Below are 12,474 nucleotides of genomic sequence, written 5' to 3'. Positions count from 1 at the left end.
GCCGCCGCGCTCATGAGCGAGCCCATCTTTCCCGGCCTGAGCAGCGTCGTCATCGTGGCCGCCGACAGTGGGCCGCTGTTGCGTGCTGCGATCGACTCGGCGTTGGCTTCCTCCGCGCCTGTCGAAGTCATCCTCGTCGACAATGCGTCGCAGGACGGCGAAGTCGAGCGCGCGCTCTCCGAGCATTCCGGCGACGCACGGCTGCGCCTCGTGCGCAACGCGTCGAATCTCGGCTTCGGCCCTGCGTGCAATCGAGGCGCGGCGGTGGCGCACGGCGACGTGTTCGTTTTCCTGAATCCAGACTGCGAGCTTCAGCCGGACACGCTCGAAGGCTTGCGTGGAGCGCTGGATGAGGGCGGACGCATCGGCCTGCTCGGCGTCGTGGTGTACGACGCGGCGGGACTGCCCGGACGCGGCAACCGGCGTCGGGATCCTACGCTGCGCCGAGCGCTGATGAGCGTCAGTGGTCTCGCACGCTTCGAGGCGCGATGGCCGGCTCTGGCGGGCATCGAGATGCCGGCTCCGAGTGTCGCTTCGGGAATCGAGTACGTGGACGCGGTTTCAGGTGCTTGCATGACCGTCAGGCGCCGCGCCTTCGAAGAAATCGGCGGTTTCGACGAGGCCTATTTCCTGCACGCGGAAGATCTCGATCTTTGCCGGCGCTTACGCGCCGCGGGTTGGCGCGTCGCCCTCACGCACGATCTGTGCGTTCGTCATCTGCAGGGAAGCTCGAGCCGGCGTCGTCCGCTGTTCGTCGCCCGCCACAAGCATCGCGGCATGTGGCGCTACTTCCGCACGTTCGATCCGGCCGCGCGCAATCCGTTGCTGCGAGCGGCGGTATGGTCCGGCATCTGGGCGCACTTTCTCGTGATCGCGTTGCGATACAAGTTGCGCGGTCCCGGCTGAATCAGGAACGAGGAGGCCGCGCAGCACGCGCGAATCGATTCTAGCCTCCCGAGGAATGGGCCTCGAGATAGACCGGACAGATGGTTTCGCTCGCCCGGCATTCGACCGTGCTCGACGGATTGGTGAACCGGATATTGAGGTAATAGTCGGTATTCGGCTGCAGGTTGCAGTACGTGTTGACGTTGCCCTGCTTCACCCACCATCGCATCGTGGGCGAACCGTCGGACGCCTTGTCGGGCACCGAACAGGCGGGATTGGCCGGGCTGTCGCTGAAGTCGCCGCAGGTCTGGCTGATGCGCAGATCGATATTCGGGCCGCCGACATTGGTCGGATAGATGAAGTAGCCATACTTGTTGGCCGAGTTCGGTCCCGTATTGAAATGCGCGCCGACGTAGTTGTAGCGCCCGAACTCGCGAATCACGGGGCCTGCGCCATTGACTCCCGGCCAAGGCGCACGGTGCGTATCGGCCGCGCTGGAATAACCCCAGATATTGTCCCATTCGACCAGCCAGACCCACGGCCGGTTGGTGATCGTCTGAACTCCGTAGGTGACGTAACTGTGCATCAGCAGGGAGCGTGCCGCGTAGGGGCTGCTGATCGTGGCCGAGCAGGCCGTGAAAGGAATTTCGAAGCCGTCGGCGAGAACAGCGTCATCCGTCACTGCAACAGACGCAGCGAGCAGCAAGGGCACGAAAGGCAGCATGTCTCTCCTCCATAAAGGGACGAATAAGCCGTCGTTGCGACGTCGCAGTCAGATCGGCAAACGATGCATCCCAACGGAGGCCGTGGGATGACACTGCATGCGATTGCCCCATCGCTCGAACGCCGAGCGGAAAAAGTTTCCCTGTGCGAACGTTCAAACGATGTTGCCAATTCGCTTCCATTTCGGAAGGAAGTCGTGAATACGTTCCGCCATGACAGCACAATCCGCCGGCGCGATCCGTGGAGACGGTCTCGCGTCGGCGGTGCCCGCTACGGCGGGCGCGCATGCCGAATCAGGAGAAGGGCGCGCGCCGGGAGCGGCGCGCCCTCTGCGGAAAGGCGTCCTAGCTGCGCGTGTTCGTCGCCGTGCGATACAGCAGCCAGCCGATCAGCGCCAGCACCGCAAGGCCGACCCACTGGTTGAAGTGCAGCGACGCCGGCAGCGCGAGCACGTCGGCGCGTTCGCTGACCACGATCGGGATTGCGATCGCGATGCCCATCAGCGCCTCGCCGGTGATCAGGCCGGCCGAGAACAGCGTGCCCGGGCGATGGATGCGGTCGCGTTCGTCCTCGTCGTGCGGGCTGACGCCGTGCTTGCGCTCGACGAAATGCGCCAGCAGGCCGCCGAGGAAGATCGGCACCATCAGCTCCAGCGGCAGGTAGATGCCGATCGCCGCAGCCAGCACCGGCACGCGGAAGCTGGACTTGCGCGACTTCAGCCATTCGTCGAACGCGATCACCACCGCGCCGATCAGCGCGCCGATGCCGATCATCGTCCACGGCAGCTTGCCGCCGAACATGCCCTTGGCGACCGAGGCCATCAGGGTCGCCTGCGGCGCGGACAGCGGGTTCGGGTGCTCGGCGGTCGGTGCGCCGATGCCGTAGGCGGTGGCGAGCAGGTTCAGCACCGGCGCCATGATCAGCGCGCAGGAGAACGCGCCGATCGCGAGCATGACCTGCTGCTTCCACGGCGTCGCGCCGACGAGATAGCCGGCCTTGAGGTCCTGCAGGTTGTCGCCGCCGACCGCCGCCGCGCAGCAGACCACCGCGCCGATCATGATCGCGGCGACCGCGCCGATCTGCGAATCGCGACCGAGCAGCAGCATCAGCACGACCGAGGCGAACAGGATCGTCGCGATGGTGATGCCGGAGACCGGATTGTTGGACGAGCCGACCAGTCCGGCCAGGTAGCCGGAGACCGAGACGAACAGGAAGCCGGCCACGATCATGATGATCGTCATCGGAATGCTGACGCCCCAGTTGGCGACGATCGCCTGATAGAGCATGGCCAGCGGCACGACGAAGGCGACCAGGGCCACCAGCATCCACTTCATCGGCAGGTCGCGTTCGGTTTCGGCGACGACGCCGGAACCTCCCTTGCGCGCCGCGGCGAGGCCGCTCTTGATGCCCGAGGCGAGCGACTTGCGCAGGCTGAACAGCGTCCACACGCCGCCGATCAGCATCGTGCCGACGCCGAGATAGCGCACCTGGGTGCTCCAGATCGCGAACGCGGTGGTGACCGCGTCCTTGCCGGCGACCTGCGCGGCGAGCGCGGTGTTGCCGTCGAGGAAGAACGCGTTGTACAGCGGAATGGCGATGTGCCAGGACAGGATGCTACCCGACAGGACGACGATGCCGACGTTGAGCCCGACGATGTAGCCGACGCCGAGTAGCGCCGGCGAGAGATTGGTGCCGAGGTAGGCGATGAACTTGCCGACGAAGGCACCGCCCGCGGCGGCATCGGGAATCATGCGCAGGCCGCTCTCGGCGGCCAGCTTGACGACCGCACCGATCGCGCCGGAAACGCCGAGGATCTTCAGTCCCGGGCCCGGGTTCTCGCCGGCCTTGAGCACTTCCGCGGCGGCCTTGCCCTCCGGGAACGGCAGCGGGTCCTCGACGATCATCGAGCGGCGCAGCGGTACCGAGAACAGCACGCCGAGCAGGCCGCCGAGGCCGGCGATGGCGAGCACCCAGGAATAGCGGAAGTCCTGCCAGTAGCCGAGGATGATCAGCGCCGGGATCGTGAAGATCACGCCGGCCGCGATCGACGAACCGGCCGAGGCGCCGGTCTGCACGATGTTGTTCTCGAGGATCGTGCCGCCGCCGAGCAGGCGCAGCACGCCCATCGAGACGACCGCAGCGGGAATCGCCGTCGCGATGGTCAGGCCGGCGAACAGGCCGAGGTAGGCGTTCGCGGCGGCGAGGATCATCGCCAATATCATCGAAAGAATCACGGCGCGCACCGTGAGCTGCGCGCCGGACTTGGCCGCGACGGGTTGGGAATTCATGCAGTGCCCCTTGCTGGAGGTGATCGCGCGAACAGCACGGCGCGGTCCGCGACGGTATCAAAACACAAGCTCCGCCGGGCGTCACCCGGCGCGCGCCGTACGCCGGCGCAGGTCCGGCGCGATGCGCGATAATTTCCCGCTACGGGCAGCACGCTGCCGGCCGAGCGAGGGCTGCGATGATCCACGAAATCCTGAAGATGGGCGATCCGCGTCTGCTGCGCGTCGCCAAGCCGGTCGAGCGCTTCGGCACGCCCGAGCTGCGCGTCCTGATCGCCGACATGTTCGAGACCATGCACGCCGCCAACGGCGTCGGGCTCGCCGCGCCGCAGATCGGCGTGGACCTGCAGCTGGTGATCTTCGGCTTCGACCGCAACGAACGCTACCCGGACGCGCCGGCGGTGCCGCGCACGATCCTGCTCAATCCGACGCTCACGCCTCTGTCCGACGCCCGCGAGGAGGGCTGGGAGGGCTGCCTGTCGGTGCCGGGCCTGCGCGGTGTGGTCGAGCGCTGGTCGTCGATCCGCTACACGGGCTTCGATCCGGACGGCGTGCCGATCGATCGGATCGCCGAGGGCTTCCACGCGCGCGTCGTGCAGCACGAGTGTGATCACCTCATCGGCAAGCTCTATCCGATGCGGATCACGGACTTTTCGCGCTTCGGCTTCGCCGAGGTGCTGTTCCCGGGTCTGGAACTCGCCGACGACTGACGGTCGGGCCGGATCGGAGAGCGTCTCTCGCAGAGCCGCAGAAAACGCGGAGAAGAGAACAATCGCTTTGCCTTTCTCTGCGTCCTCTGCGGCTCTGCGAGAAAAGCTTCCTCCTTGCAGCCGCCGGGCGACTACCGCCCGGAGAGCCCTTTCAGCCCTCGGCCTTCGAGCGAACCCGGTTGATCTCGTCGCGCAGCTGCAGCGCCGCCTTGCGAGCGGCGTCGGCGAAATCCTCGCCGTTGCCCGCGTAGAGAATCGCGCGCGAGGAGCTGATGATCAGGCCGCCGCCGGAGGCCGTCGCGCCGTTCTTGACGACGGCCGCGACATCGCCGCCCTGCGCCCCGACGCCGGGCACCAGCAAGGGCAGGTCGCCGACGCGGCGGCGCACGTCGGCGAGTTCTTCCGGGTAGGTTGCGCCGACGACCAGCGCACAGTTGCCGTTCGCGTTCCAATCGCGCGCGACGGTTTCGGCGACGTGCTGGTACAGCGTGCGCTCGATGCCGTCGGCATTGCGCACGGTCAGGTCCTGCAGGTCGCGCGCGCCCGGATTGGAGGTGCGGCAGAGCAGGATCACGCCCTTGTCGGCGCGATCGAGGAAGGGTTGCACCGAATCGCGGCCGAGGTAGGGATTGGCCGTGACCGCGTCCGCGCCGTAGCGGTCGAATGCTTCGGCCGCGTACTGCTGGGCGGTCGAGCCGATGTCGCCGCGCTTGGCGTCGAGGATCACCGGCACACCGGGATGCGCGGCGTGAACGTGCGCGATCAGGCGCTCGAGCGCGCCTTCAGCGGCGTGCGCGGCGAAATGCGCGATCTGCGGCTTGAAGCAGCAGACCAGATCGGCAGTCGCATCGACGATCGCGCGGCAGAATTCGAAGATCGCGTCCGGACGGTCGCGCAGAGCCGCTGGGAACTTCGCCGGCTCCGGATCCAGGCCGACGCAGACGAGGGAGTCGTGGCGTCGCCAAGCGTGATTGAGTGCGTCGAGGAAGGTCATACGCCGAGTATGCCGAGAATCGCTTTCTTCTGCGGGTGGGAGAAGGATCGAAGGTGGATGAGGAGAGCGCCAATCCACCCGTTGCGCTTGGCGCGCTCTCCCGCCGGCGTCCTGCCTCGGCCTCAGCCGCTCGCAGCGGCCGAGGCCCTCGTCCCTGGTGCCGCTCTCCCGCAAGCAGGAGAGCCGAGATTCAAGCCAGCTTCTTGTAGCGAAGCCGATGCGGCTGCGCCGCTTCGTCGCCGAGACGACGCTTCTTGTCTTCCTCGTACTCGCGATAGTTGCCTGGGAAGAACTCGACGTGCGAATCGCCCTCGAAGGCGAGGATGTGCGTGGCGATGCGATCGAGGAACCAGCGGTCGTGCGAGATCACGAACGCGTTGCCCGGGAATTCGAGCAGGGCGTCCTCGAGCGCGCGCAAGGTTTCGATGTCCAGATCGTTCGACGGTTCGTCGAGCAGCAGCACGTTGCCGCCCTGCAGCAGCGTCTTGGCGAGGTGCAGGCGGCCGCGTTCGCCGCCGGACAACGTGCCGACCAGCTTCTGCTGGTCCTGGCCCTTGAAGTTGAAGCGGCCGATGTAGGCGCGCGACTGGATCTCGATGCCGTTGATGGTCAGGATGTCGGCGCCGCCGGAGACTTCCTGGAACACGTTGTGGTTGCCTTCGAGCTTCTCGCGGCTCTGGTCGACGTAGGCGATGTTGACGGTCTGACCCTTGGCGATCTCGCCCTTGTCCGGCGTTTCCTGGCCGGTGATCATCTTGAACAGGGTCGACTTGCCGGCGCCGTTCGGGCCGATGATGCCGACGATCGCGCCGGCCGGCACGGTGAAGCTGAGGTCGTCGATCAGCAGGCGATCGCCGAACGACTTCGACACGTTCTTGAACTCGATCACCGAGTTGCCGAGCCGCTCGCCCGGCGGGATGAAGATTTCGTTGGTCTCCTGGCGCTTCTGGTAGTCGACCGATTGCAGCTCCTCGATGCGGGCCAGGCGCGCCTTGCCCTTGGAGCGGCCGCCCTTGGCGTTCTGGCGCGCCCATTCCAGTTCGCGCTGGATCGCCTTCTGGCGCGCCTTCTCCTGGCTCTCTTCCTGCTTCAGGCGTTCGTCCTTCTGCTCCAGCCAGGACGAATAGTTGCCCTTCCACGGAATGCCGCGGCCGCGGTCGAGTTCGAGGATCCATTCGGCGGCGTTGTCGAGGAAGTAGCGATCGTGCGTGACCGCGACGACGGTGCCCGGGAAGTCGTGCAGGAAGTTCTCCAGCCACTCGACCGACTCGGCGTCGAGGTGGTTGGTCGGTTCGTCGAGCAGCAGCATGTCCGGCTTGGACAGCAGCAGGCGGCACAGCGCGACACGGCGCTTCTCGCCGCCGGAGAGCTTGGCGACGTTCGCCTCCCACGGCGGCAGGCGCAGCGCGTCGGCGGCGACTTCCAGCTGGCGTTCGAGCGCGTGCGCGTCGTTCGCGGCGAGCAGGTTCTCCAGGCGCTGCTGCTCGGCGGCGAGCTTGTCGAAATCGGCGCCTTCCTCGGCGTAGGCCGCGTAGACCTCTTCCAGGCGCTTCTGTGCGCCGATGATCTCCGACACGCCTTCCTCGACGACCTCGCGCACGGTCTTTTCCGGATCGAGCTTGGGCTCCTGTTCCAGATAGCCGATCTTGGTGCCCGGATTCGGGCGCGCCTCGCCGACGAAGTCCTTGTCGACGCCGGCCATGATGCGCAGCACGGTGGATTTGCCGGCGCCGTTCAGGCCGAGCAGGCCGATCTTGGCGCCGGGGAAGAACGACAGCGAGATGTCCTTGATGATCTGGCGCTTCGGCGGGACGACCTTGCTGACGCCGATCATCGTGTAGATGTATTGCATGCTGACTCCGGGCGAAGAACGCGGCAGCGCTGGCGACAGCGCCGGGTCCGAGTGGAACGAGAAGAGCGGCATTATCGCCGATCGGCGGGCGGTGCGTCATGTCTCGCCCGCGAACGGGGCCATATGGCGCGCCACAAAGCGGTAACATGCGCTCCCCCGTCCGTCTGCACAGGTCCGCGCGATGTTCTCCAAGGATGCCCGTATCGAAGGTTTCGACCCCGAGCTCGCCCAGGCGATCGCCGCCGAGGGCCGGCGCCAGGAGGACCACGTCGAGCTGATCGCTTCGGAGAACTACGCCAGCCCGCGCGTGCTCGAGGCGCAGGGTTCGGTGCTGACGAACAAGTACGCCGAGGGCTACCCGGGCAAGCGCTACTACGGCGGCTGCGAATACGTCGACGTCGCCGAGAGCCTGGCGATCGCGCGCGTCAAGGAGCTGTTCGACTGCGACTACGCCAACGTGCAGCCGCACTCGGGCTCGCAGGCGAACCAGGCGGTCTACTTCGCCCTGCTCAGCCCCGGCGACACGATCCTCGGCATGAGCCTCGCCCACGGCGGCCACCTGACCCACGGCGCCAAGGTGAACTTGTCCGGCAAGATCTTCAACGCGGTGCAGTACGGCATCGACCCGGCCACCGGAAAGGTCGACTACGCCGAGATCGAGAAGCTCGCGCTCGAACACAAGCCGAAGATGATCGTGGCCGGCTTCTCGGCGTATTCGCAGGTGCTGGACTGGGCGCGCTTCCGCGCGATCGCCGACCAGATCGGCGCCTATCTCTTCGTCGACATGGCGCACATCGCCGGTCTGGTCGCCGCGGGCGTCTATCCGAGCCCGGTGCCGCACGCGCACGTCGTCACCTCGACCACCCACAAGACCCTGCGCGGTCCGCGCGGCGGCATCATCCTCGCCAAGGGGCTCGGCGCGGAGCTGGAAAAGAAGCTGCAGTCGATCGTCTTCCCCGGCATCCAGGGCGGCCCGCTGATGCACGTGATCGCGGCCAAGGCGGTCGCGTTCAAGGAAGCGCTGGAGCCGGCGTTCAAGACCTACCAGCAGCAGGTGGTGAAGAACGCGCAGGCGATGGCGAAGACCTTCGTCGCGCGCGGCTACAAGATCGTCTCTGGCGGCACCGAGAACCATCTGATGCTGCTCGACCTGATCGGCCGCGAGGTCACCGGCAAGGACGCCGAAGCCGCGCTCGGCGAGGCGCACATCACCGTCAACAAGAACGCGGTGCCGAACGACCCGCGCTCGCCGTTCATCACCTCGGGCCTGCGCATCGGCACGCCGGCGGTGACCACGCGCGGCTACCTCGAACAGGACTGCGTCGACCTCGCCCACTGGATCTGCGACCTGCTCGACGCGCCCGGCGACGCCGGCGTGGTCGCACAGGCGCGCGAGAAGGTCGAGGCGCAGTGCCGCAAGTATCCGGTGTATCAGTGAGCGGCCGAGCGGTGAGCGGTGAGCGGAAAAAACCGATTCGCGCCGAGCGCGCTGCGACCGTGCCTGCTCTTCACCGCTCACCGCTCACTGCTCACCGCTGACCCGAATGCACTGCCCCTTCTGCCAGCACGAAGACACCCGCGTGATCGACTCGCGCGTGTCCGACGACGGCGCCACGATCCGGCGCCGGCGCGAGTGCGAGCGCTGCGGGGAGCGCTTCAACACGTTCGAGACGGCCGAGATCAAGCTGCCGAGCGTGATCAAGAACGACGGTCGCCGCGAGGCGTTCGACGAGCGCAAGCTGCGCACGAGCTTCGATCTCGCCCTGCACAAGCGCCCGGTCTCGCGCGACGCGGTCGACGCCGCCATGCGTGCGGTCATCGACGACCTGCGCAAGAGTGGCGAGCGCGAGGTTCCTTCGCGACAGATCGGCGAGCTGGTCATGCGCGCGCTGAAGAAGCTCGATCAGGTCGCCTTCGTGCGCTTCGCCTCGGTCTACCGCAGCTTCGAGGACGTGCAGGCGTTCCGCGAGGAGATCGAACGCCTCGAACGCGACCTGCCGGCGATCGAGGGCCTGCAACTGCCGCTGCTCGGTGAAGCCGCCGCCGCGGGAACCGCCAAGAAGCGGTGAGTCCCGACATGCAGGGCGAAGGCTCTCCCTCCGTCATTTCCGCGAACGCGGGACGTATCCGACGAGATCCCGTCGGATTTCCGCTTTTGTGGGAAGGCCGACTGCCGGCCGCGCCATGAATTTTTCTGCCGTTGATCATGCGCTGATGGCGCGCGCACTGCGCCTCGCCGAACGTGGCCTGTTCACGACGCAACCCAATCCGCGCGTCGGCTGCGTGCTCGCGCACGGCGAGGAAGTCGTCGGCGAAGGCTGGCACCAGCGCGCCGGTGGCCCGCATGCGGAAGTGTTCGCGTTGCGCGCAGCCGGCGCGCGCGCGCGCGGCGCGACCGCGTACGTGACGCTGGAGCCCTGTGGTCTGCACGGCCGCACTCCGCCGTGCGCCGATGCGCTGATCGCGGCCGGCGTCGCGCGCGTGGTGATCGCCAGCGAGGATGCCTTCCAGAACGAGGGCGGTGCGCTCGCGCGCCTGCGCGCGGCTGGAATCGAGATCGGCACCGGCCTGCTGCGCGACGCCGCCCGCGAACTCAATCGCGGCTTCTTCTCGCGCGTCGAGCGCGGCCGGCCGTGGGTGCGCCTGAAACTGGCGATGAGCCTGGACGGCCGCACCGCGCTGGCGAACGGAGCCTCGAAATGGATCACCGGCGAGGCCGCGCGCGAGGACGTGCAGCGCTGGCGCGCGCGCAGCTCGGCGATCCTGACCGGCAGCGGCACCGTGGCGGCAGACGATCCACGCCTGACGGTGCGCCTCGCCGCCTCGGCCGAAGCGGACGGGGAAGCCGTCGCGCCGCTGCGCGTCGTGCTGGATCGCGCCCTGCGCATGCCGGCGCAGTCGAACGTGCTCGACGGCAACGCGCCGACCCTGGTTTTTCACGCGCCCGGCCTACAGGCGCCACATGCGGGCTTCGATCGCGTCGAGCGCGTGGCGGTTGAAAGCAGCGCGGGTGGCCTCGATCTGGCCCGAGTGCTGGCCGAACTCGGCCGGCGCGGAGTCAATGAACTGCAAGTCGAAGCGGGGCCGGTGCTGAGCGGCGCCTTGTTCGCCGCCGGCCTGGTCGACGAGCTGCTGCTGTATATCGCGCCGGTACTGCTCGGCAATACCGCGCGACCTCTGCTAACCCTGCCGTCGCTTGCCGACATGGCTGAGCGCTGGCGGCTGCGCACCATCGAACGGCGACAGGTCGGCGATGACCTGCGCTGGTTGTTGCGCACCTCGAATCAGCCAACGGAGTAGTCATGTTCACGGGAATCATCCAGGCCGTCGGCCGCATCGCCGAGCGCGAGCAGCGCGGCGGCGACGCGCGCATCGTGATCGAGGTCGGCACGCTCGACCTCGCCGACGTCGCGCTCGGCGACAGCATCGCGGTGGCCGGCGTCTGCCTGACCGCGGTCGAACTCGCCGGCGGGCGCTTCGCCGCCGACGTTTCCGCCGAGACGCTGCGCCTGACCACGCTCGGCGCGCTCGCCGTCGGCGACGCGGTCAACCTGGAGAAATCGCTGCGCCTGGCCGATCGTCTCGGCGGGCACCTGGTCTCCGGCCACGTCGACGGCGTCGGCGCGGTCGTGGCGGTGCGCGACGACGGCGGCTCGCAGCGCTGGACGTTCCGCGCGCCGGCGCCTTTGGCGCGCTACATCGCCGTCAAGGGCTCGATCTGCGTCGACGGCACCAGCCTGACCGTCAACGAAGCCGGCGCCGACACCTTCGGCGTCACCTTGATCCCGCACACGCTGGCCGCGACCACGTTCGGTTCGCGCAAGGCGGGCGATGCGGTGAACCTCGAAGTCGACCTGATCGCCCGATACGTCGAAAGGCTGTACGGCGAACGCGGAGCCCACCCATGAGTTACGCCACCATTCCCGAACTGGCCGCCGAGATCCGCGACGGCCGCATGGTCGTCATCGCCGACGACGAGGATCGCGAGAACGAAGGCGATCTGATCATGGCCGCGCAGGCGGTGACCGAGGAGGCGATCGCCTTCATCGTGCGCCACTCCAGCGGCATCATCTGCCAGCCGATGCTGCGCGCGCGGCTGGAGGAATTGCAGCTGCCGCAGATGGTGGCCGAGAACAGCGAAAGCCATCGCACCGCGTTCACGATCTCGGTCGACTATCGCCACGGCACCACCACCGGCATTTCCGCCGCCGATCGCGCGCGCACCATCCGTGCCTTGGCCGACCCGACCTCGCAACCCGGCGATTTCGCGCGGCCGGGCCACATCTTTCCGCTGCGCTACAGCGAAGGCGGCGTGCTGACCCGCGCCGGCCACACCGAGGCAACCATCGACCTCGTGCGCCTGGCCGGCCTGCCGATGCTGTCGGGCATCCTGGTCGAGATCGTCAACGACGACGGCACCATGAAGCGCGGCGCGCAGCTGTTCGAGTTCGCGCGCGAACACGGCCTCAAGGTCGGCACGATCGCCGACCTGATCCGCCATCGCCTGCAGACCGAGAAGACCGTCGTGCGCGCATTCGAGCGCGAGGTGCAGACCGAATTCGGCCCGTTCCGCCTGATCGCCTACCGCGACGCGCTGTCCGCGCCGCCGCATTTCGCACTCGTGCGCGGGCGCGTGGACGACGGCGCGCCGGTGCTCGCGCGCGTGCACGTGCGCGACACGCTGACCGACGTGCTGCACCTGACCGACACGCCGTGCGGACTGACCGTCAGCGCCGCCTTGCGCCGTGTCGCCGAGGAGGGGCGCGGCGTCGTCGTCGTGCTGTCCGACGCCGGCGAGGCGCTGCGCGCGCTCGACCGGCTCGCGCGCGAAGGCGAGGTCAGGAACGCGGCGGCGTTCGACGGCCGCCAGCACGGTCTCGGCGCGCAGATCCTGGCCGATCTCGGCGTGCATCGCCTGCGCGTGCTCGGCACGCCGCGGCGCTTCCACGGGCTCGACGGTTTCGGCCTGGAAGTGGTCGGCTACGAAGAGGCCGCCGCTACGCCCTGACGCGTGTCGGTTAAACT

11 protein-coding genes are annotated in these 12,474 nt (G+C 67.8%); 7 read left to right on the top strand and 4 right to left on the bottom strand.

Annotated features, from left to right (window positions below; all coding sequences use genetic code 11):
- Positions 1-12: 12 nt before the first annotated feature.
- Positions 13-906, top strand: coding sequence for a glycosyltransferase family 2 protein (locus J7520_RS19485; RefSeq protein ID WP_291192105.1), 894 nt, complete (start codon positions 13-15; stop codon positions 904-906).
- 40 nt (positions 907-946) lie between these two features.
- Here the strand turns inward: J7520_RS19485 and J7520_RS19480 are convergent, their stop codons facing one another.
- Positions 947-1,609 carry a hypothetical protein gene (locus tag J7520_RS19480; RefSeq protein ID WP_291192102.1) on the bottom strand — a complete coding sequence of 221 codons (663 nt, stop codon included), beginning with the start codon at positions 1,607-1,609 and terminating at the stop codon, positions 947-949.
- A 343-nt stretch (positions 1,610-1,952) separates the two neighbouring features.
- Entirely contained in the window at positions 1,953-3,896 is a 1,944-nt protein-coding gene (locus J7520_RS19475) for an oligopeptide transporter, OPT family (protein ID WP_291192100.1), read from the bottom strand.
- A 176-nt stretch (positions 3,897-4,072) separates the two neighbouring features.
- On the opposite strand from J7520_RS19475, the gene def reads away from it, so the two are divergent.
- Positions 4,073-4,603 (top strand): peptide deformylase, encoded by a 531-nt coding sequence (gene def, locus J7520_RS19470; protein WP_291192098.1) that lies wholly within the window; start codon positions 4,073-4,075, stop codon positions 4,601-4,603.
- Between the two features lie 151 nt (positions 4,604-4,754).
- On the opposite strand, the gene pyrF is transcribed toward def, so the two are convergent.
- Both pyrF and ettA read right to left on the bottom strand, forming a co-directional pair.
- On the bottom strand, positions 4,755-5,597 hold the full coding sequence (gene pyrF / locus J7520_RS19465; protein ID WP_291192096.1) for an orotidine-5'-phosphate decarboxylase: 843 nt from the start codon (positions 5,595-5,597) through the stop codon (positions 4,755-4,757).
- Between the two features lie 190 nt (positions 5,598-5,787).
- Complete coding sequence (gene ettA, locus J7520_RS19460; RefSeq protein ID WP_291192094.1) at positions 5,788-7,449, bottom strand: energy-dependent translational throttle protein EttA; 1,662 nt, start codon at positions 7,447-7,449, stop codon at positions 5,788-5,790.
- 181 nt (positions 7,450-7,630) lie between these two features.
- Here ettA and glyA point away from each other — a divergent pair, with 181 nt between their 5' ends.
- The 5 genes from glyA to ribB all read left to right on the top strand — a co-directional run bounded on the left by glyA (position 7,631) and on the right by ribB (position 12,457).
- Positions 7,631-8,887, top strand: a complete 1,257-nt coding sequence (gene glyA, locus J7520_RS19455; protein ID WP_291192092.1) for a serine hydroxymethyltransferase — start codon at positions 7,631-7,633, stop codon at positions 8,885-8,887.
- Between the two features lie 106 nt (positions 8,888-8,993).
- Positions 8,994-9,518 carry a transcriptional regulator NrdR gene (gene nrdR, locus J7520_RS19450; RefSeq protein ID WP_291192090.1) on the top strand — a complete coding sequence of 175 codons (525 nt, stop codon included), beginning with the start codon at positions 8,994-8,996 and terminating at the stop codon, positions 9,516-9,518.
- Positions 9,519-9,633: 115 nt separating this feature from the next.
- Positions 9,634-10,749, top strand: coding sequence for a bifunctional diaminohydroxyphosphoribosylaminopyrimidine deaminase/5-amino-6-(5-phosphoribosylamino)uracil reductase RibD (ribD, locus tag J7520_RS19445; RefSeq protein WP_291192088.1), 1,116 nt, complete (start codon positions 9,634-9,636; stop codon positions 10,747-10,749).
- Positions 10,750-10,751: 2 nt separating this feature from the next.
- The gene (locus tag J7520_RS19440) at positions 10,752-11,357 is read left to right on the top strand and encodes a riboflavin synthase (RefSeq protein WP_291192086.1); all 606 of its coding nucleotides are present in this window, start codon (positions 10,752-10,754) and stop codon (positions 11,355-11,357) included.
- Entirely contained in the window at positions 11,354-12,457 is a 1,104-nt protein-coding gene (gene ribB / locus J7520_RS19435; RefSeq protein ID WP_291192084.1) for a 3,4-dihydroxy-2-butanone-4-phosphate synthase, read from the top strand. The genes J7520_RS19440 and ribB overlap by 4 nt, the downstream gene beginning before the upstream one ends.
- Positions 12,458-12,474 lie beyond the last annotated feature (17 nt).

The sequence above is a fragment of the Dokdonella sp. genome, from assembly GCF_017744955.1.
In the GTDB taxonomy this organism is placed as follows: domain Bacteria; phylum Pseudomonadota; class Gammaproteobacteria; order Xanthomonadales; family Rhodanobacteraceae; genus Dokdonella_A.
Note: the sequence above shows the minus strand (reverse complement) of the source record. Positions and strands in the feature narration are given on the sequence as shown.

Coding starts and splice junctions, on each gene's coding strand:
- J7520_RS19485 (WP_291192105.1), top strand. CDS start 13: ATGAGCGAGCCCATCTTTCCCGGCCTGAGCAGCGTCGTCATCGTGGCC.
- glyA (WP_291192092.1), top strand. CDS start 7,631: ATGTTCTCCAAGGATGCCCGTATCGAAGGTTTCGACCCCGAGCTCGCC.
- J7520_RS19440 (WP_291192086.1), top strand. CDS start 10,752: ATGTTCACGGGAATCATCCAGGCCGTCGGCCGCATCGCCGAGCGCGAG.
- ribB (WP_291192084.1), top strand. CDS start 11,354: ATGAGTTACGCCACCATTCCCGAACTGGCCGCCGAGATCCGCGACGGC.
- ettA (WP_291192094.1), bottom strand. CDS start 7,449: ATGCAATACATCTACACGATGATCGGCGTCAGCAAGGTCGTCCCGCCG.
- def (WP_291192098.1), top strand. CDS start 4,073: ATGATCCACGAAATCCTGAAGATGGGCGATCCGCGTCTGCTGCGCGTC.
- ribD (WP_291192088.1), top strand. CDS start 9,634: ATGAATTTTTCTGCCGTTGATCATGCGCTGATGGCGCGCGCACTGCGC.
- pyrF (WP_291192096.1), bottom strand. CDS start 5,597: ATGACCTTCCTCGACGCACTCAATCACGCTTGGCGACGCCACGACTCC.
- nrdR (WP_291192090.1), top strand. CDS start 8,994: ATGCACTGCCCCTTCTGCCAGCACGAAGACACCCGCGTGATCGACTCG.
- J7520_RS19475 (WP_291192100.1), bottom strand. CDS start 3,896: ATGAATTCCCAACCCGTCGCGGCCAAGTCCGGCGCGCAGCTCACGGTG.
- J7520_RS19480 (WP_291192102.1), bottom strand. CDS start 1,609: ATGCTGCCTTTCGTGCCCTTGCTGCTCGCTGCGTCTGTTGCAGTGACG.